The sequence below is a fragment of the Leeuwenhoekiella sp. ZYFB001 genome (assembly GCF_011784865.1).
In the GTDB taxonomy this organism is placed as follows: Bacteria; Bacteroidota; Bacteroidia; order Flavobacteriales; family Flavobacteriaceae; genus Leeuwenhoekiella; species Leeuwenhoekiella palythoae.
The window spans coordinates 2,003,113-2,022,277 of record NZ_CP050460.1; the positions used below are offsets into that span (position 1 = coordinate 2,003,113).

Consider the following 19,165-nt stretch of genomic DNA (forward strand, 5'->3'; position numbering starts at 1 on the left):
ATTATTGCGTTACTACTGTAAAGCGATAATCTAAAGGATCTAAAGCTTCAAATAACTGCGGAATCAATCCTTTTCCGTAGTGCAGATAAAACTCTGAAAAGTTGGTCACACGCTCTTGCAAGTTTTCCTGCGGAAACAATTCGTTCTGAATACTCGTAAAGCGCTTTACGTGATCACTTAATTTTTTCTTTTGTGCTTTTAACAGGCGCTTTTCTAAATGCTCTAAGCCTTTAAGTTGCTTTACTTCCTGAGCTTTTACCGCGCCTAAAAAAGAAGCATCGGTTTCTTGAGCGATGCTGTACATTGCTTCAAACTGCTTGACTAAATGTTCTTTTTGCGGAGTAAAATCAACATCGATATTTGAGATCCGTCTAATTTTGCGATTTACAAGATCATTCTGACTTAAGAATAATTCTTCAATAGAAAGGTCCAGTTTGTGTAGCTTTTCTTCTTGTTTCTCGGTGATCAAAACCGCCGAATTACGCAACATCAACATTGGAAATGGAACTTCCACCTTATCAAAAAAGCTTTTCAATTCTAACCAATAAGCGATCTCTCCTCCTCCACCTATATACGCCAGATTGGGTAAGATCACCTCTTGATACAGCGGTCGCATTATTACATTAGGACTAAAGGCTTCGGGTCGCTCAGCTAATGCTTCTAAGAGTTCGTCTTTAGAAAATGCTATGTTTGTATCATTTACAAAATACCTTCCTTCTTTCTCAATAATACGCTCCCGAATTCCTTCCGCCAGATAGAACAAATTGATCTCCCGCGGATTCACCTGAACGCTATACCCTGCTTCTTCCAGCTTTTTGGCTTGTGTTTGTACTGCATCAAATGCAGTTTGCGCTACCAACTCGTTTTGCATATAAGGCGCAAAAATGCGCTTTAAATCGGCATCATCTCCATCAACGATCACCAGACCATACGCCGCAAATAATTCGTTAGCAAGGTAACGTGTAGCTTCCGTAAGCGTGTTGTGTTTCAGATAGGCATCTTCAAACAATTTGCAAAGATCTCTAGCCGCGTTTGTGTTTCCAAATTCAGCACAAATAAGCTCATAAATTTGCTCTAGCCCTTCAGTGTTTAATTGCCCAACCGCACCGCTATCATTGTCGGTAGTATCCGGTCTATTCCATTGAATTTTTTTCCCGTGAATTCTAAAATAGTTAATCTCTTCAAAATCGTGATCCTCAGTTGCCATCCAGTAAACAGGAACAAAATCTTGCTCAGGATAGGTTGCTTTTAGCTTTTTAGCCAAGTTGATCGTACTAATGATCTTGTATAAAAAATACAATGGGCCCGTAAATAGATTGAGTTGGTGCCCGGTAGTTACCGTAAAAGTTTGTGGTTCTGACAGCAAATTGATGGCCTGCGTTACCTCATCACTAGAATTTAGATTCTGATATTGACGGTGTAAGGCTTTTACGAGAGTTGCTCTATTTTCAGTTGAAAACTTCTTATCTGCGATCTGCTTTTTAAAATTTTCCAGATTCGGAAAATGCCCATAAAATGATTTTAACTCCTCTTTCTGCTCCAGATAATCACAAATCAACTTTGAGTAGTAACCGGTATTTTTATAAGGTATATGCTTTACAGACATTGATAAAGGTTTCAAAAAAAACTGATTAGGAAATTCCTAATTTATCACAGCAAATTTTACTTTTTAAGTTATTTAAACTGCTGAAATTAACAATCACAAAATGATTGCAAAACTACTAGTCTTAACCGAGTTTATGCCACAAATTTACGTTAATTCGCAGACATCACTTAATCACAATTTTAGTAGATTTACCGCTTACTAACCCTATAATTGTATGCACAAGTTTACTTATCTTTTCGCTTTTCTTTTTTCTATTCTTTCCATAGCTCAAGACTTAAAATCACCTGAAGAATTTTTAGGGTATCAAGTTGGGACCCAATTTTCAAGACACGCAGATGTTGTGGCCTATTTTAAATATGTCGCAGAACATTCTGATTGGGTTACGTTTGATGAATATGGAAAAACCAATGAACGCAGGCCATTAACCTATGCCGTGATCACCACGCCCGAAAATCAGGCGAATATTGAAACGATACGTACTAACCAACTTAAAAATGCCGGTTTAACTGAAGGAAGCGCTTTGCCCGATAAAGCGATCGTTTGGCTCAGTTATAACGTGCACGGTAACGAGGCTAGTAGCACCGAAGCTTCTATGCTTACGCTATACGAACTGATCACCACTAAAAAAGATTGGCTGCAAAATATTGTGGTAATCATTGATCCTTGTGTCAATCCTGATGGACGCGATCGCTATGCCAACTGGTACAATAAAGTTAAAGCTACACCGTATGACACCACTCCTGATGCGGCTGAGCATAACGAACCGTGGCCGGGCGGGCGTGCCAATCATTACCTTTTTGATTTAAACCGCGACTGGGCTTGGGCGACTCAAGTAGAGACCCAGCAACGCTTAAAAGTTTACAATAAATGGATGCCACATATTCACGTAGATTTTCACGAACAAGGGATCAACAGTCCGTATTATTTTGCTCCGGCTGCTGAACCTTATCACGAGATCATTACGCCATTTCAGTTTGAATTTCAGCGTGAAATAGGTACGAATAACGCAAAATACTTTGATGAAAACGGATGGTTATTTTTTACCCGAGAGGTTTTTGACCTGCTCTACCCTAGTTACGGGGACACTTACCCGACTTACACGGGAACCATTGGGATGACGTATGAGCAAGCTGGTGGCGGCCGCGCAGGCTTAGGAATTGAAAAAGCAGACGGTACCATTCTTACGTTAGTAGATCGTGTTGCGCATCACTTTACCACCGGACTTTCTACTGTGGAAGTTGCTTCACAAAACGTTGACCGTCTAAATACTGAATTCAACACGTATTACAGCAATCCTGACGTTGAGTTTAAAACATTTACGCTTACCGGTGAACTCGATCATCTGAATGCCCTTGCAGCTTTGTTAGACATTCACCAAATTGAATATTCTTTCACCGGCGCAGGTAAAGCATCAGGTACCGCTTATGGCGATGCTGATAAAACTTCGCTGAGCTACCCAAAAGCGATAACACTTAGCACAGATCAGCCTAAAGGAAAACTAGTACACGTTCTGTTTGAGCCCGAAGCAGTTTTAACAACACCCCTAACCTACGATATTACCGCTTGGAGTTTACCGTATGCTTATGGTTTAGATGCTGTTGCCAGTACTAAAGCTGCAGCTTCAGCTTCAGAATATGTTGCTTCATCTACTCAAAATTCAGTCTCTAAAAGCGCAGCAGGATATATTGCAAAATGGAATAGTATGCGTGACGCACGCTTTTTAAGCGCCTTGCTTCAGGCAGGCATTAAAGTGCGGTTTACAGAAGAAGCCTTTACTAACAGTGCAGTAAATTATCCTAGCGGAAGTTTGATTATCACGCGTAGCGATAATCCTTCAGAAAATTTTGACACTGATCTAGTGGCGATCGCTAATGAGTTTGAGCGCTCAATTACCGCAGTACCTACAAGTTTTGCGACTGCAGGTCCAGACTTTGGTTCTTCTGCTGTAAAGCTTATTAATAAAGCAAAAATTGGCGTGCTTACCGGCGAGCAAACTTCTTCATTAAGCTACGGTGCTACTTGGCATTTCTTTGAGCAGCAGTTACACTACCCTGTGACTTCTATAGATGCTTCAGATTTAGGGCGCATCAATTGGAGTGATTATGATGTTTTAGTCTTGCCTAGCGGAAGGTATAATTTTAATGATAATGTGCTACAAGATTTAAGAGCTTGGGTACGCAGTGGCGGAAATCTAATCGCTATTGATAACGCGCTACGTGTATTTGCAGATCAGGAAGGTTTCAATCTAAAAACTGCGATCACCGAAGCGCCAAAAGACACCATCACCGCCAAAACTATCGCTTATGCAGATCGTCAAAAAGAAAGCGCTAAAAACCTGATCAGTGGTAGTATTTTTAAAACCAATATAGATACGACACATCCATTAGCTTTTGGTTATTCAGACACCTATTATAGCTTAAAAATAGGTAGCGATTCTTATGCGCTTTTAGATCGTGGTTACAATGTAGGCTATTTAGATGCTGAACCTAAACGCGTATCTGGTTTTGCAGGCGAAGCAGCTTTGAAAGGTCTAAGCAACAGTTTAGTATTTGGCGTAGAACCTATGGGCCGCGGAACGATCACATATATGGTAGACGATCCTCTTTTTAGAGCCTTCTGGGAAAATGGAAAACTATTTTTTGCAAACGCCTTATTCCTTAACAACCCCAATAATTACAGAAAATAAATACCTTGACTCCACTCGAATTCAAACTTATTGAAAGCCTGATTCTCCTATTTGTTTTAGGCATTATTCGCTACGTCGTTTCAAAACTTATCGTAAGCAGATACAGGCGTGCTAATTTTGATATCACCCGCAAACAACTCACCATAAAGGTCCTGAACATTCTATTCTTTATGGTACTAGGATTCTGTCTAGCAGTGATCTGGGGACTTTCGGGACAAGATGTAATTGCCGGAATTGGATCTGTAATTACTATTTTAGGTGTTGCCTTTTTTGCGCAGTGGTCTTTGCTTTGCAATATTACTTCCGGCTTGATTTTGTTTTTTAATCATCCGCTAAAAATTGGTGATTACGTAGAGATCGTAGATAAGGATTTCCCAATGTCAGGGCGTGTTGAGAATATTACCTTATTTTTTCTGCACCTGCGGAATAAAGACAACCACGTATACACGTTATCTAATACCATTGTTGTTCAGAAAACGATGCGTATTATGAAGCCTGAAGAATTTTTTGAAGAGATCGAAAAATTAGAAGAAGATAAAAATACACCTGGTGCCGAAAGCGCTCTAGATTAATTACTATGAAAAATACTTTTATATACCTATTGCTCCTGAGCTTTAGTTTTATCGCATGTGATCAAGAGAAAAAAACTAAGCCTGAATCTAACACGACTGAAACCGAATTTAAAGTTGATTATGAAGAATATACACTAGACAATGGTCTGACGGTAATTTTGCATAAGGATACTTCAGATCCTGTGGTTGGTGTTGCACTCACGGCACACGTAGGATCTGCACGTGAGAAGGAAGGGCGTACAGGTTTTGCGCATCTTTTTGAGCATTTGCTTTTTCTAGAATCTGAAAATTTAGGAAAAGGTGGTCTTGACCAATTGAGCGCACGTGTAGGTGGTAGCGGCGCTAATGGCTCAACCAACAGAGATCGTACCAACTACTTTCAGACTGTGCCCAGCGATGCCCTAGAAAAAATGATTTGGGCAGAAGCTGATAAATTGGGCTATTTTATCAATACCGTGACTGATCCAGTTTTGGCTAAAGAAAAGCAGGTCGTAAAAAACGAAAAGCGCCAAAGCTATGACAACCGCCCTTATGGTCACGAGCGTTATGTGATTCATAAAAATCTATATCCTAAAGACCATCCTTACAACTGGCAAGTGATCGGTTCTTTAGAAGATTTGCAAAATGCTACCCTTGCTGATGTCAAAGAATTTTACAACCGCTGGTATGTTCCTAATAATGTAACCTTGACTATTGCCGGAGATTTTGATACAGCACAAACTAAAGAATGGATCCAGAAGTATTTTGGTGAGATTCCTCGTGGCGAAGCCATAGCGCCTCTCGAGAAACAAATTCCGCAGCTTACTGAAAACAAGAACTTATATTACGAAGATAATTTTGCCCGCCTGCCTCAACTTACAATGACTTGGCCGGCAACTCCGGAATACACTAAAGATTCCTATGCGCTAGAAGTTTTAACTACATACTTATCTGACGGAAAAAAAGCGCCGCTAAATACGGTACTTATTGACGAACTTCAGCTAGCCTCTAACCCTAGAATGTATTACAGCGGCTCAGAACTCGCCGGAGAAATCAGCTTGAGCGTACGCGCCAATTCTGGTGTTGATCTTGATTCGGTTAAAGTAGGGATCGATCAGGCTTTGGCACTTTTTGAAAGTAACGGAATGACCGCAGAAGATTTGGAACGTATCAAAGCAAAACAGGAAACCCGTTTTTACAACGGACTGAGCAGCGTTTTGGGTAAAGGATTTCAGTTGGCACAATATCAAATTTTTGCCGGAAGTCCGGGCTATATCAATGAAGATATTAAGCAGATTCAAAAAGTAAGCCTTGAAGATGTTCAGCGTGTTTATGAAGCCTACATCAAAAATAAAAATTATGTTGTAACCAGTTTTGTCCCAAAGGGTGAAGCAACACTTGCCCTTGCTGACGCTCAGGAAGCAGAGGTTGTAGAAGAAAAAATTGTAAACGGCGCCGAAGAAACTTTTGATCCTTCAATCGCTGCCGAGTATGAGCGTACCCCTTCTTCTTTTGACCGCACCGTGGAGCCACCTTATGGCGAAAGTCCACAGCTTAAAGTTCCTCAAGTTTGGGAAAAAGAGTTAGAAAACGGACTCAAAATTTATGGGATAGAAAATACTGAAGTTCCGCTTATAAATTTTGCAATAACCATCGCCGGAGGTCAGATTAGCGAGCCTGAGAATCAAAGTGGCGTGGCTAATCTTACTGCAGAACTTCTTACTAAAGGAACTCAAAATAAAACCACAGCGCAGTTAGAAGAGGCATTAGATATATTAGGTGCATCGGTACGGGTCTATGCTGGTCAAGAAGCCACAACCCTAAGCGGAACCACGCTCGCACGCAATTTTGATAAAACCATGCAACTGGTTTCTGAAATGCTTTTGACTCCCCGCTGGGATGCTGAAGAATTTCAGATAGAGAAAAAGAATGTGCTCACAAGCTTAGAGCAGCAAAAAGCAGATCCCGGCAGTATCGCTGACCTCGCTTTTGCTAAAGCGATCTACGGCCCAGATCATACACTGTCTAAGAATATTCTTGGCACAACTGCTTCAGTCGAAGCGTTAAGCCTTGAAGATGTAAAGCAATTTTATGAAACCTTTGCTCCTAATCTTTCCACTATTGAAGTAGTAGGTGCGCTTGATGAAAGTAGCATTACTGATGCCTTGGCTCCATTAACCCAAGAATGGAAATTAAAAGATATTAGCGTTAAAATGCCTATTGTGCAAGCCAATTTAGAGCGTGGAATGGTGTATTTTATTGACGTTCCCGGAGCTAAACAGTCGCAATTGCGATTTGGCTATGCGGCACTTTCGGCTAAAGATCCAGATTTTCTTCCGGCGCAAATGATGAATTATCGTCTAGGTGGTGGTGGCTTTGCAAGTGAACTTACACAGATGTTGCGCGAGACCAAAGGCTACACCTATGGTGTGCGATCTAGATTTGCAGGTTCTGCCCTCCCCGGTCCATTCATCGTGAGCAGTGGAGTTCGTAGTAATGTGACTGCAGAAAGCACGGAGCTTGTTAGAGAGATTATGCGTAGTTATGCTGAAGATTTCAATGCAGACGACCTGGAATTGACTAAAGGCTATTTTATTAAAAGTAACGCCCGTAGTTTTGAAACTCCGTATGCAAAACTGGGCTATCTTACCGAAATCGCTACGCTTGATTTTGAACCCGATTATATTCTAGATCAACAGGAAACCGTAAAAGAGATTACACTAGACAAAATCAAAGAACTGGCAAACACCTATGCTGATCCTGAAAAACTCATCTATGTGATTGTAGGTGATGCTAAAACCCAACTTAAAAAAGTGCAGGATTTAGGACTCGAGGTGAAGTTAGTAAACCAAAATCTTGAGGCTCAAGAAGCTTTGAAGAAATAAAGGTTAATTTAGATAGATTTGAAAACTATTATTGTAGTTTTATAACTGCAGTAATAGTTTTTTTATGCATTATCGTTTCCTCTTGCTAGTAATTCTTTCAGGCTCTTTATTTGGTCAACAACGCTTAGAGGGCTATGTGTACAGTACAAAAGACTCTACCGTTTTAGAAGCTGCAAGTGTCTATTTTGATGGTACTACCGTAGGCACCATTACCAATAAAAATGGACATTACAGTATTCCGGTTCAAGAAGGCATTACGAGCCCTTTAGTGATCACGATGATGGGCTACGCCCCTGTCTACCTCAATAAATATACAAATGGCGAAATGCCGCCTGTTTACCTTTCTGAAAAAACCGAAACCTTAGATCAGGTATTTTTAGAAACCGATCCGTGGTCGAGGCAACGTAAACTTGACGTTTTCAGAACGCAATTTCTGGGGAATTCACCCGAAGCACAAAAGTGTCGCATTTTAAATGAAGATGCGTTAGGATTGCACTACAGTCCATCGAAACTGAAGCTTTCGGCCTGGGCTAATGAACCACTTATTATAGAAAATAAACACCTGGGATACACCATAAGATATACCTTGACTGATTTTTATGTGGCTTACGATAAAGGAAGATCTATACAATACCCTATTATGAATATGGTATATTACGAGGGATTCAGCTTTTTTCAAGAACTGAAAGATAAAACACGTAGAAAATTTCTAAAGAATCGGGAAGGATCTTACAATGGCTCTGTATTGCATTTTATGCGCGCTTTGGCTCAAAAGCAATTACACGAAAATAACTTTAGAATATTTTACAAGAAGTTTGAAACCCCGCCTTACCTACATTTTGAGTTCAGAAAAATTTTAGACCGTACTTACGTCAAACTCGATGTAGAGACATTAAGCATTCTCTATGACAACGCGGAGCAATCTTCAATACAAGCTAACGAAACTTTTGTCATTGATGCTTTTGGCAATCATAGCCCGCCCAGTGCTGTTATAATGAGTGGAGCAATGTCATACCGAAGGTTTGCGTTTACGCTTCCGCTAGATTATAAGCTTCAGTCTCAGTAAGCTCGCCTTCTACAAAGTCCTTTTTAAAAAACTCTAGGTCTTCTGTTCTGAAATAATCAAGATCTAACATTTCGCCATCGCCCAGTCCGGCATTTATGGTAAGACTTTTATCAGTTAATTTAACTGATTTAATTGCGCTACGTTTAAACTGAACGAATTTAGATTCAGGGCTTTTAAAAGCTAAAATATTATCATTCCATTTTATGATGGAAAAGTAATTGCCTTTGTACGCTTGATAGCCAATAGTGCCTAACATAACGACGCCAACGAAGATATAACTCCAAGAAACTAAAGAAGACTCCTCATTAAATTGTGGGATGATCCCCATTATCAAGTAAAAAAGCCCATAAACTATCAGCGCATTGCGCTGCTTTTTATGAATTTTAGATGTGATCGCTTTCATTTCTAGGAATATATATTCCTAAAGATAACCTTTTATTTACTTACCGGCGCAGCGTACAGATCAAAATCTTCTGCATCAGTGATAGTTACAGTAACATATTCGCCCGTTTTCAAATAATGCTGAGTAGCATCTATAAGCACCTCGTTATCTACGTCTGGTGAATCAAATTCAGTACGGCCTACAAAGTAATTTCCTTCTTTTCGGTCAATAACGATGCGGTATTCCTTTCCTATTTTCTCCTGATTCAATTCCCAACTAATTTGCGATTGTATCGCCATAATCTCATTAGCACGTTCCATTTTCACCTCTTCGGGAACATCATCTTCAAGAGTATAGGCGTGGGTATTTTCTTCGTGTGAGTACGTAAAACAACCTAAACGCTCAAAACGCATCTCTTTTACCCAATCGCGCAGCAACTCAAAATCTTCTTGAGTTTCGCCGGGGTAACCCACGATCAGAGTAGTTCTGATCGCCATTTGCGGCACTTTTTCTCTAAAGGTTTTCAGCAATGCATTAGTCTTTTCGTATGTGGTTCCACGACGCATCGACTTTAATAATTTAGTCGAAATATGTTGCAACGGAATATCTAAGTAAAAACACACTTTTGGCTCCTCATTCATCACATCAAGCACATCCATCGGGAAACCGGTAGGAAATGCATAGTGTAAGCGAATCCACTCAATCCCTTCGACCTTTACTAATTCGCGTAATAATTTTGCCAACGCACGCTCCTTGTACAGATCAAGTCCATAATAGGTTAAATCTTGTGCGATTAGAATCAATTCTTTAATCCCGTTTGCAGCAAGTTTTTCAGCTTCGGTTACTAAATGTTCAATTGGCGTACTCTTGTGTCCTCCGCGCATTAACGGAATCGCGCAAAACGAACAAGGGCGGTCGCAACCTTCAGCAATTTTTAAATAAGCGTAGTTTTTAGGCGTGGTGGTAAGACGCTCGCCTATCAATTCGTGCTTGTAATCTGCACCTAAAGCTTTTAGTAAACCTGGCAATTCTGTAGTCCCAAAGTACTGATCTACATTAGGAATTTCCTTCTGCAAATCAGGCTTATAACGCTCAGAAAGACAGCCTGTAACAAAAACTTTATCTACAACACCATCTTCTTTTTTCTGCACGTAGTCAAGAATAGTATTTACAGATTCTTCTTTAGCATTAGCGATAAAACCACAGGTATTGATCACCACCACATTACCTTCTTCCTCGTGCACCACCTCTTTGTTGTTTGCACGTAACTGGCCCATCAACACTTCACTATCATAAACGTTTTTAGAACAACCTAAAGTCACCACGTTTATTTTATTCTTCTTAAGGGTTTTAGTACGCATAATGCTCTTTATTTTGGGGCGCAAAGATACGGTATTTTAAGGCTTTTATATCTTAAATTAGTGGATTCTTAAACCTACTGACTATGAGAGCTTTATTTTTTATGCTGATGGTATTAGGGTTAATCGCTTGTTCTTCTGATGAAACCAATGCTCCCGAAAATCCTACAGATGAATCGCTTTATTTCCCACCGCTAAGCGGAACGGAGTGGGCAACGAGCGATCCGGCCGACTTAGGTTGGAATACCGCTAAAATTGCTGAATTAGAAAGCTTTTTGACTGCAACGCATACCGAAGCATTTTTGATACTACAAAATGGAAAGATCGCTTATGAAACCTATTTTAATGAAAAAACAGCAACAGATCTATTTCCGTGGAATTCCGCCGGAAAAACCCTGACGGCTTTTACAGTCGGCATTGCTGCTCAGCAAAATTTACTGGCTCTTAATGATAAAACCACCGCGTTTTTAGGCCGTGGATGGACATCTATGACTGCCGAACAAGAAGATGCTATACTAATCAAGAATCAACTCACGATGACTTCGGGAGGTGATTTTACTGCTGAGAATACCGCATGCTATGATCCTGAATGCTTACACTTTAAAACTACTCCCGATACCGAATGGTATTATTATAACGCATATTACACCTTGCTTCAACCGGTGTTAGATGCTGCAACATCCAAGGGTTTTGAAGCTTTTTTTGAAAATGAACTAAAGACTCAAATAGGTCTCGATGGGCGCTGGGTAAGCTTAGGTTATAACAACATCTACTTTAGTACGGCGCGCAGTATGGCACGCTTTGGTTTACTTAATTTAAATCAAGGAAGTTGGGATGGAAACCAATTGCTAAATAGCGCATATTACGAGGCAATGACTACCACATCGCAAGAACTCAATCCAGCTTATGGATATCTCTGGTGGCTTAATGGAAAAGCTCGTTATCAACTTCCAGGTTCTACACAAACCTTTACCGGAAAACTAATTCCAAACGCGCCTGATGATCTTATTGCCGGTTTGGGCGCCAACGATAAAAAGCTTTACGTGATTCCCAGTAAAAAAATGGTTATTGTAAGATTAGGGCCGGCGGCCTATTTTGAGGATTTAGGCCCTACTTCTTATGATAATGATTTATGGGGTGTATTGAATGAGGTTTTTTAATAGTTACTCCTCAAAATTCGTCGGTGTTTTACGCATTTTTGAAATTTGCTCGTACGCATAAGCGAGTTCTAAAAGCTGCGCTTCAGATAAGGTGGGAGCAATAAAGGTCAATCCCATAGGGCGGTTATCTTCTTGATAACCCATAGGCACAGTAATTGCCGGATATTTTGCCACAGCCGCATAGCCCGCCATATAATTATTGATAGATAATACTGCATCAAGATTATTAGCCTTCATAGGTTCGTCAAAAAAGCGTCTCCCATTGCTTTCTAGTGTATCTTTTATGGCTGTAAATTCTTCCGCTGAAGCAGAATCTGCAAGCACTCCATATAACAGCTTCTGACCATAAGGCATTCTGATCAAAGAATCTTTTTTATTGAATCCTGTGATATCTTCGAGATCCTTCACAGCCAGATTCTTTGATCCATAATTGGCTATATATGCCGGTAAATCCTTCTGCATATCAAGATTGAGAACACGCGTAAACTGCGGCAAATCAACTTCCGGGCGCTCAATAGGTATTAATGTTGCTCCGGCTTCTCGTAACGCCTCAACAGCTTGCAGATAAAGCGTATCATCATAATTGGTATAATAGCCTAGACGCTTTTCGCTTAAATAAGCAGACGCCTCTACATCTTTTAATCCGTTTACATAATCAGTGGATGCTGCTTTTAAATTAACAGCAGCCGCATCGTCTTCGTCAAGACCGGTCATTGCCTGTAACAAGATCGCATTGTCAATTACACTACGGGTCATAGGTCCCGGTGTGTCTAGCGTGCTTGATATGGGAATGATCCCGCCGCGAGATAATAAACCAATTGTTGGCTTCAGACCTACAACCGAGTTTGAACTGGATGGTGAAAGTATAGAACCACTAGTTTCTGAACCTACCGCTGCCACCGCAAAATTAGCAGCCATTGCAACGCCACTACCCGAACTAGAGCCACCGGTATCGTGTATTTTTCTTCCGTAGGGATTTAAGGTTTGTCCGCCCACTGCTGAATAACCGCTTGGGCAATCACCACAAAAGAAATACGCCCACTCGCTCAAATTGGCTTTTCCTAAAATAAGCGCACCGTGTTCTTTAAGCTTTTGGGTGATAAATGCATCTCCGGTGTCATTATTTTCAAAAACCACAGCTCCGGCAGTAGTAGGCATATCTGCTGCATTGATGTTATCCTTCAGTAGAATAGGCATTCCATAAATTGAATATGGATCTAAGTCATTTGCACGATTCTTATCTAATTCGCGGGCCTGATCCAAAACTTTAGGATTTAAAGCTATAACCGAATTTAATGACAAATCATTGTTGCGGTCGTATTTTTTAATTCGGCTTAGATAAAAAAGAACCAACTCTTCATAAGTAAGTTGACCTTGAGCCACAGCCTGTTGAATTTCAGGAATGGTTTTCTCGAAAATAAAAGGCTTGAGTTTATCGTATTTTGTTTCGGCAAACGTCTTCACTTCAAAATCAAACGACTTCCAAAGTGCTTCAGCATCTAAGACTTTAGAGTCTATAACAGCATATTCACGTTCTTGAACGGTAGAGTCATTTAGGGTCTGCGTTGCTTCTTCAGAAGAAGCATTTGAAGAGGTTTCTTTACACGAAAATAAAAAGGTAAGGCTTAATAAAAGTAGTAGTTGTTTCATGAGGTGCTTAAATTTCACCCTAAAATACAAAAAGGCATCTCACAATTGTGGATGCCTTCTTATTTAATAGTGTTGAACTGCTAATTTCTAAAAAACGAATCAACAAATTCAATTTTATTGAAAACCTGTAAATCATCAATTCCTTCTCCTACACCAATGTATTTCACCGGAATTTGAAACTGGTCGCTAATACCAATGACAACACCGCCTTTTGCGGTTCCGTCTAGCTTGGTAACAGCAAGCGAAGTCACCTCTGTAGCCGCTGTAAACTGCTTAGCCTGCTCAAATGCATTTTGACCTGTAGAACCATCTAAAACCAATAAAACCTCGTCTGGAGCATCATCGATCACTTTTTGCATCACGCGTTTTACTTTGGTCAATTCTTTCATCAAATTAATCTTGTTATGTAAACGCCCGGCAGTATCAATGATCACCACATCAGCATCCATCTTTACAGCGCTCTGTACGGTATCAAAAGCCACCGATGCCGGATCGCTTCCCATCTGCTGTTTTACGATAGGAACATCTACCCGGTCAGCCCAAATTTGTAATTGATCTATCGCTGCGGCTCTAAATGTATCTGCCGCACCAAGAACCACCTTAAGTCCTTTCTGCTTGAATTGATGTGCCAGTTTGCCGATGGTTGTAGTTTTCCCTACACCGTTTACACCAACTACCATAATCACATAAGGCTTTTTAGCAGGAACGGTAAAATCTGTAGCGTCACCGGTATTGGTCTCGCTCATCAAACCTGCGATCTCTTCTCTTAAAATAGTATTGAGTTCTTCGGTTCCTAAATATTTATCGCGTGCCACACGAGCCTCGATCCTGTCAATGACCTTTATAGTAGTCGCAACGCCCACATCGCTTGACACTAATACTTCTTCAAGATCGTCAAGCACCTCATCATCAACCTTGCTTTTACCCGCAACAGCTTTACCTAACTTGTTTAAAAAATTAGCATTGGTTTTCTCTAGACCTTTGTCTAAAGTTTCCTTTTTTTCCTTTGAAAATATTTTTTTGAAAAAACTCATCGTATTTAAGATGCATAGTTAACAATGCAAAGGTATCTCTTTAACCTTGTTTAAAATTGAGACAAAAATAAAAAAATACAAAAAGCCGTTACACCAAAGCGTAACGGCTACTTATAAACATTTAGAATGTCTTATTTTTTGTCTAAAAACTCTCCAACCATTTCTGGTGCCATAACAGCTTCCACAAAAGTGTAAGCTCCTGTCTTAGGAGATTTTACCATTTTAATGGCTTTGGTCAAACGTTTTGAACCGGTCTGTAATGTTGCTACTGATTTCTTTGCCATGTCTTATTTTATTTCTTTGTGAACAGTCATTTTATTCAAGATAGGGTTGAATTTTTTCAACTCCATTCTATCTGGTGTGTTCTTCTTGTTCTTAGTGGTAATATAACGAGAAGTTCCTGGTTTCCCAGAAGCTTTATGCTCTGTGCACTCTAAAATTACCTGTACTCTATTGCCTTTCTTTGCCATAATTCCTAATCGTTATACCGTTATTATTTAGTAAGAAAGCCTTTAGCGCGTGCTTCTTTAAGCACAGCAGTAATACCTTTCTTATTTATATTTTTAAGAGCGGCTGTAGAAATTTTTAATGTAATCCACTTATCTTCTTCAGGAATATAGAAACGCTTTTTGATTAAATTGGCATCAAATTTACGCTTGGTCTTATTCATCGCGTGAGAAACATTGTTTCCTACCATTGCTTTTTTGCCCGTAAGCTCACAAACTCTTGACATGATTCTAAACTTTATAATGTGTTACTGAAAAACAGGGTGCAAATTTACACAACTAAAACAAGTTGACCAACTTAAATTACGAGTTTTTTAAAATTTCTTTCTGAAGCAGTTCAAAAGCTTTATTGACGCTTTTTGAAACTACCCGTTCGCGCTGACTGCCCATCATAAATTTATGAGCAACTACGCCACTTGGCGAAGCAATCCCTATGTAAACCGTGCCAACATCTGCATCAGAATCACCCTTCGTGGGTCCGGCGTTTCCTGTAGTGGCAATTGCATAATCTGCTCCATACCATTGCTGTACCGATCGTGCCATCGCTTCTGCAACTTCTGCACTCACCACCGAATGTTCATCAATGAGCTTTTGCTCTATTTTTAGCAATTCAATTTTTGAATGTGTGGCATAGGTGACCATTCCGCCTTTATAATAAGCTGACGCCCCCGGGATACTTGTAATTGCCGCTGAAATCTGCCCGCCGGTACAACTTTCTGCAACGGCCAAGGTGCTGTTTCTTTCGGTTAATAGTCTCGCGACCACGGTTTCAATAGATTCCCCGTCATCATAACCTACTATAATTTCTCCTATAAGTGCGTGCAAACCTTTGATCTGCTCGTCTAAACGTTGCTCTAATAAAGCTTTATCCGGTCCTTTAGTTGAAAGTCGAAGACGTACTTTTCCCAGTGCAGGCAAATAAGCAAGCTTAATATCTGCAGGAAGCGCATTTTCCCAATCAACTATTCGATCTGCGATCTCGCTTTCCCCCATCCCGTAGGTTTGTAGCGTTCTATGCAAAATAAAAGGCCTGCTGAATTCCTTCTGAAGCCGCGGAATAACCTCAGAAGTCATTAAACCTTTCATTTCAAAAGGCACACCGGGCATCGATATAAACACCGTCTTACCTGATTTCATCCACATTCCGGGTGCAGTGCCGTTATGATTCATCAAAACCGTAGCCTGACTAGGCACAAGCGCTTGCGACCGATTTGCCGGAAGCATGGGCCTATTGACATGATGCTTAAAAATGCGTTCAATGTTTTGTAGTACCGCTTGATCTTCAACTAAAACATCATCAAAAAATTCGCAAAAGGTATGTTTAGTGACGTCATCTTTTGTTGGGCCTAAACCACCTGTGATCAATACGATTTCGGCAGTTTTCTGAGCTTCTTTAAGACAGTGTACAATATGTTCTTTAGAGTCTGAGATCGAAGAAATCTGATACACCTCAACCCCTATTTTATCGAGTTCTTTCGCAATAAAAGCCGAGTTGGTATCTACGATCTGACCTATAAGTATTTCATCACCAATGGTAATAATATGAGCTCGCATTACATCTTCCAGTCTTTGCGCATTTCTTCTATTGCATTATTAATATAAGTCACGATGGTATTGAGCTGTGGTCTGATCGCAGAAGTAGGTTTGTTGCTATCAGCCCAGCGTTCCATCGCCGAAATTTCACGTATTAGATCTATCCCAAACATTTCTAGGTTAGGCTTCATTTTATGAGCAAATTGATACGCCATCTTATGGTTGTCATTGTCAATAGCCATTTGCATACTCTCAAGATCAGGCGGAATTTCGGTAAGAAATGCTTCGACAACAGTTTTCATAAATTCTTTGTCGCCGCCAGACATATCTTCTAACTGATATAAATCGTAATGGGTGGGCATAAGTTTTTTGATTTAAGGTTATTTTATATTCACTGTAAATATGGGTTCATTCTCTAAATAGCCGGTCAATCTATCATCTATTGCTACAGGCCCTACCCCGGCAGGTGTTCCTGTAAATAATATGTCACCAATTTTGAGGGTCATGAATTGAGACACGTGCGCGATCAGGGTGTCAATATCATAAATCATATTAGCCGTATTCCCTGATTGCACAATTTTATCATTTTTTTCTAAATGAAAGTTAATATCATTCAATTCTTTGAACTTTTCTTTAGGTACCCAGAAATCTCCTAAAACCGCCGAACCATCAAAGCCCTTGGCCTTTTCCCAGGGATGCCCTTTTTCTTTACATTCCCGCTGTAAATCACGTGCAGTAAAATCAATACCTAAACCTATTTCATCATAATATTTATGCGCAAACTTAGGCTGAATATATTTCCCTAACCGATTGATACGCACCAGAAGCTCTACCTCGTAATGCACCTCATTAGTAAATTCAGGAATTACAAATGGATGCTTTTTAAGCAATACCGCCGAGTCTGGCTTTAAAAAAAACATAGGCTCTGATGACGCCTTGCTGTTCAATTCTTTTATGTGGTCGTTGTAATTCTGACCTATGCAAATAATTTTCATCGTCTAATCTGTAAATAAAACTTTAAAAGCAGGTGCCGGCGCGTTACCCGCCAAAGCACTGCCTGCTGTATCTAATTGCGTTACTGGTTTCCAGCCGGTTAAGCTTTTATAAAAGCAGCGCGGGTTGCGCTGCTTTTTTGCAATTTCAACACCTTTAAAAATAGGTGCATAGCGCTCTACTTCATAATTGATATAATCCCCCTCATTGTTTTGAACACTTACGATTTCGGTAAATTTATTCTCCGGAATAAATAAATGCTCAACTACAATATATATGCCTTCGGAAGGAACACTTAATTTATAAGGCAACATATTCACTTTCATTCTGGCTGCATTTTCAGGCATTTCCAAGACTAATCCTTCATCCAGTAGATCGGTACCAGGAAGCCCATCTTCAGCAATTTTTAAAATACGTAACCTAAATTTTGCAGCCGGGTTGTATGCACCCAACACCCGATAAAAGTCAATTTCCAGATTTTTCAAAAAACATCCTTGATCAAACTTTTTAGGTCGCGCATAATAGCGTGCTAAAGCTGAAGGATAAGCGCCTCCACTAAAATTCCCCAAGCCCACGATCTTTGCCCCTATAAACGGGTTTACGCGCTTACTGCGGCGATCTTGAAGATCATAAATCATGACTTCCCGCAATGCATTTAAGCTAGGCTGAAGGGCTATGGTTTCACTCATAGTGCTTAGTGTAAGCGTTCTAGTCTCATAACCAACACTTGACACGAGCACCTGCATAGACTGAGCAACATCGCCTGCTTCAAATCTGAAATCACCATGCGCATCTGCCGAAGTTCCGCGTTTGAGTTCAGGTAAGATCAAATGAGCATAAGGCACTCCTTCTTTAGAATTTGCATCAATCACTTTTCCTCTAAATGCAGTTTCTTGAGCAAATATGAGACTACTTGCTAAAAGAAAACTAAAGAGGAAAAATACACGAGACATCGCTAAAAAAGCTTGGTGTTCAATTTTCTGAGCTTTATTGCCGTCAATACTTTTTTAGTATACAACGGGAAGTCGGCATTCTGAATCCATCCAAAATAGCCGGGCTCATTTTCTAGCACCTCTTCTACTTTCTTCCCTTTGTGTTTTCCGAAAGAAAAGATCTCTTCTCCCTCTTTGTTAAAGGCAATAAATCCGGCAAAATCCGCAAACTTCTTACGCGCACTAAACTCCGCCAGACTTTTCATATTATTTTCGAGATCCTCATAACGATCAAGCTGCGACTTCAACACCTCATAAGTGGCGATCGTATCAGCCTCTGCACTATGCGCATCTTCTAAAGTTTGATCACAATAAAATTTGTAAGCTGCGCTTAAGGTACGCTGTTCCATTTTGTGAAAAATAGTCTGCACATCAATGGCATTTCTATTTTTCATATCAAAATCAACTTCAGCTCTCAACATTTCTTCGGCCAAAAGCGGGATATCAAAACGATTAGAATTAAAACCGGCCAGATCAGAATCTTTAATCAGATTGTTGATCTCTGTAGCCAATTCTTTAAATGTGGGTTTATCTGCTACATCTTCATCTTTGATGCCGTGTACCGCTGTGGTTTCAGCAGGGATGGGTATAGTAGGATTTACGAGCCAGGTATGCTTTTCTTCCTTTCCGTCAGGAAAAACTTTCAATACCGAAATTTCAACAATGCGGTCTTTAGCCACATTAATTCCGGTTGTTTCCAGATCAAAAAAGCAAATAGGTCGAGTTAGGTTAAGATTCATTGCTATAAATTTTCTACAAAAGT

Annotated in this window: 18 protein-coding genes; 5 read left to right on the forward strand and 13 right to left on the reverse strand. The window is 40.1% G+C overall.

Annotated elements, in window-relative coordinates; translation table 11 throughout:
• Position 1 precedes the first annotated feature (1 nt).
• Positions 2-1,606: a bacillithiol biosynthesis cysteine-adding enzyme BshC gene (gene bshC, locus HCN54_RS08770; RefSeq protein ID WP_167598866.1), complete on the reverse strand. Its 1,605-nt coding sequence runs from the start codon at positions 1,604-1,606 to the stop codon at positions 2-4.
• 214 nt (positions 1,607-1,820) lie between these two features.
• Here bshC and HCN54_RS08775 point away from each other — a divergent pair, with 214 nt between their 5' ends.
• From HCN54_RS08775 to HCN54_RS08790, 4 genes are all read left to right on the forward strand, one after another.
• Complete coding sequence (locus tag HCN54_RS08775; RefSeq protein ID WP_167597422.1) at positions 1,821-4,292, forward strand: M14 family metallopeptidase; 2,472 nt, start codon at positions 1,821-1,823, stop codon at positions 4,290-4,292.
• A gap of 5 nt (positions 4,293-4,297) precedes the next feature.
• Entirely contained in the window at positions 4,298-4,864 is a 567-nt protein-coding gene (locus HCN54_RS08780; protein ID WP_128755717.1) for a mechanosensitive ion channel family protein, read from the forward strand.
• 5 nt (positions 4,865-4,869) lie between these two features.
• Positions 4,870-7,728 carry a M16 family metallopeptidase gene (locus tag HCN54_RS08785; RefSeq protein WP_167597423.1) on the forward strand — a complete coding sequence of 953 codons (2,859 nt, stop codon included), beginning with the start codon at positions 4,870-4,872 and terminating at the stop codon, positions 7,726-7,728.
• A 64-nt stretch (positions 7,729-7,792) separates the two neighbouring features.
• Positions 7,793-8,794 carry a carboxypeptidase-like regulatory domain-containing protein gene (locus tag HCN54_RS08790; protein ID WP_167597424.1) on the forward strand — a complete coding sequence of 334 codons (1,002 nt, stop codon included), beginning with the start codon at positions 7,793-7,795 and terminating at the stop codon, positions 8,792-8,794.
• Here HCN54_RS08790 and HCN54_RS08795 read toward each other — a convergent pair.
• On the reverse strand, positions 8,757-9,197 hold the full coding sequence (locus HCN54_RS08795; RefSeq protein ID WP_167597425.1) for a hypothetical protein: 441 nt from the start codon (positions 9,195-9,197) through the stop codon (positions 8,757-8,759). The two genes, HCN54_RS08790 and HCN54_RS08795, sit on opposite strands and share 38 nt — an antisense overlap.
• A gap of 32 nt (positions 9,198-9,229) precedes the next feature.
• Positions 9,230-10,537, reverse strand: a complete 1,308-nt coding sequence (rimO, locus tag HCN54_RS08800) for a 30S ribosomal protein S12 methylthiotransferase RimO (RefSeq protein WP_167597426.1) — start codon at positions 10,535-10,537, stop codon at positions 9,230-9,232.
• 83 nt (positions 10,538-10,620) lie between these two features.
• Here rimO and HCN54_RS08805 point away from each other — a divergent pair, with 83 nt between their 5' ends.
• A complete protein-coding gene (locus tag HCN54_RS08805) occupies positions 10,621-11,694 on the forward strand; it encodes a serine hydrolase domain-containing protein (RefSeq protein ID WP_167597427.1) in 1,074 nt (357 codons plus the stop codon).
• A 3-nt stretch (positions 11,695-11,697) separates the two neighbouring features.
• On the opposite strand, the gene HCN54_RS08810 is transcribed toward HCN54_RS08805, so the two are convergent.
• The 10 genes from HCN54_RS08810 to HCN54_RS08855 form a co-directional block, all read right to left on the reverse strand.
• Positions 11,698-13,344, reverse strand: a complete 1,647-nt coding sequence (locus tag HCN54_RS08810) for an amidase family protein (RefSeq protein WP_167597428.1) — start codon at positions 13,342-13,344, stop codon at positions 11,698-11,700.
• 80 nt (positions 13,345-13,424) lie between these two features.
• A complete protein-coding gene (ftsY, locus tag HCN54_RS08815) occupies positions 13,425-14,378 on the reverse strand; it encodes a signal recognition particle-docking protein FtsY (RefSeq protein ID WP_167597429.1) in 954 nt (317 codons plus the stop codon).
• Positions 14,379-14,509: 131 nt separating this feature from the next.
• Positions 14,510-14,662: a DUF4295 domain-containing protein gene (locus HCN54_RS08820; RefSeq protein WP_072979645.1), complete on the reverse strand. Its 153-nt coding sequence runs from the start codon at positions 14,660-14,662 to the stop codon at positions 14,510-14,512.
• 3 nt (positions 14,663-14,665) lie between these two features.
• A complete protein-coding gene (gene rpmG, locus HCN54_RS08825) occupies positions 14,666-14,848 on the reverse strand; it encodes a 50S ribosomal protein L33 (protein WP_028375871.1) in 183 nt (60 codons plus the stop codon).
• 23 nt (positions 14,849-14,871) lie between these two features.
• Positions 14,872-15,111 (reverse strand): 50S ribosomal protein L28, encoded by a 240-nt coding sequence (gene rpmB, locus HCN54_RS08830; RefSeq protein WP_009780710.1) that lies wholly within the window; start codon positions 15,109-15,111, stop codon positions 14,872-14,874.
• A gap of 76 nt (positions 15,112-15,187) precedes the next feature.
• Positions 15,188-16,438 (reverse strand): competence/damage-inducible protein A, encoded by a 1,251-nt coding sequence (locus HCN54_RS08835; protein ID WP_167597430.1) that lies wholly within the window; start codon positions 16,436-16,438, stop codon positions 15,188-15,190.
• Positions 16,438-16,779 carry an Hpt domain-containing protein gene (locus HCN54_RS08840; RefSeq protein WP_072979649.1) on the reverse strand — a complete coding sequence of 114 codons (342 nt, stop codon included), beginning with the start codon at positions 16,777-16,779 and terminating at the stop codon, positions 16,438-16,440. The genes HCN54_RS08835 and HCN54_RS08840 overlap by 1 nt, the downstream gene beginning before the upstream one ends.
• Before the next feature lie 18 nt (positions 16,780-16,797).
• Complete coding sequence (locus HCN54_RS08845; protein ID WP_167597431.1) at positions 16,798-17,412, reverse strand: fumarylacetoacetate hydrolase family protein; 615 nt, start codon at positions 17,410-17,412, stop codon at positions 16,798-16,800.
• 3 nt (positions 17,413-17,415) lie between these two features.
• Positions 17,416-18,363 (reverse strand): carboxypeptidase-like regulatory domain-containing protein, encoded by a 948-nt coding sequence (locus HCN54_RS08850; protein WP_167597433.1) that lies wholly within the window; start codon positions 18,361-18,363, stop codon positions 17,416-17,418.
• 2 nt (positions 18,364-18,365) lie between these two features.
• Entirely contained in the window at positions 18,366-19,142 is a 777-nt protein-coding gene (locus HCN54_RS08855) for a 3'-5' exonuclease (RefSeq protein WP_072979655.1), read from the reverse strand.
• Positions 19,143-19,165: the final 23 nt, after the last annotated feature.

Excerpts from the sequence above, each read along its gene's own strand:
- bshC (WP_167598866.1), bottom strand. The coding sequence starts at position 1,606 with ATGTCTGTAAAGCATATACCTTATAAAAATACCGGTTACTACTCAAAG.
- HCN54_RS08775 (WP_167597422.1), top strand. The coding sequence starts at position 1,821 with ATGCACAAGTTTACTTATCTTTTCGCTTTTCTTTTTTCTATTCTTTCC.
- HCN54_RS08785 (WP_167597423.1), top strand. The coding sequence starts at position 4,870 with ATGAAAAATACTTTTATATACCTATTGCTCCTGAGCTTTAGTTTTATC.
- HCN54_RS08790 (WP_167597424.1), top strand. The coding sequence starts at position 7,793 with ATGCATTATCGTTTCCTCTTGCTAGTAATTCTTTCAGGCTCTTTATTT.
- HCN54_RS08795 (WP_167597425.1), bottom strand. The coding sequence starts at position 9,197 with ATGAAAGCGATCACATCTAAAATTCATAAAAAGCAGCGCAATGCGCTG.
- rimO (WP_167597426.1), bottom strand. The coding sequence starts at position 10,537 with ATGCGTACTAAAACCCTTAAGAAGAATAAAATAAACGTGGTGACTTTA.
- HCN54_RS08805 (WP_167597427.1), top strand. The coding sequence starts at position 10,621 with ATGAGAGCTTTATTTTTTATGCTGATGGTATTAGGGTTAATCGCTTGT.
- HCN54_RS08810 (WP_167597428.1), bottom strand. The coding sequence starts at position 13,344 with ATGAAACAACTACTACTTTTATTAAGCCTTACCTTTTTATTTTCGTGT.
- ftsY (WP_167597429.1), bottom strand. The coding sequence starts at position 14,378 with ATGAGTTTTTTCAAAAAAATATTTTCAAAGGAAAAAAAGGAAACTTTA.
- HCN54_RS08820 (WP_072979645.1), bottom strand. The coding sequence starts at position 14,662 with ATGGCAAAGAAATCAGTAGCAACATTACAGACCGGTTCAAAACGTTTG.
- rpmG (WP_028375871.1), bottom strand. The coding sequence starts at position 14,848 with ATGGCAAAGAAAGGCAATAGAGTACAGGTAATTTTAGAGTGCACAGAG.
- rpmB (WP_009780710.1), bottom strand. The coding sequence starts at position 15,111 with ATGTCAAGAGTTTGTGAGCTTACGGGCAAAAAAGCAATGGTAGGAAAC.
- HCN54_RS08835 (WP_167597430.1), bottom strand. The coding sequence starts at position 16,438 with ATGCGAGCTCATATTATTACCATTGGTGATGAAATACTTATAGGTCAG.
- HCN54_RS08840 (WP_072979649.1), bottom strand. The coding sequence starts at position 16,779 with ATGCCCACCCATTACGATTTATATCAGTTAGAAGATATGTCTGGCGGC.
- HCN54_RS08845 (WP_167597431.1), bottom strand. The coding sequence starts at position 17,412 with ATGAAAATTATTTGCATAGGTCAGAATTACAACGACCACATAAAAGAA.
- HCN54_RS08850 (WP_167597433.1), bottom strand. The coding sequence starts at position 18,363 with ATGTCTCGTGTATTTTTCCTCTTTAGTTTTCTTTTAGCAAGTAGTCTC.
- HCN54_RS08855 (WP_072979655.1), bottom strand. The coding sequence starts at position 19,142 with ATGAATCTTAACCTAACTCGACCTATTTGCTTTTTTGATCTGGAAACA.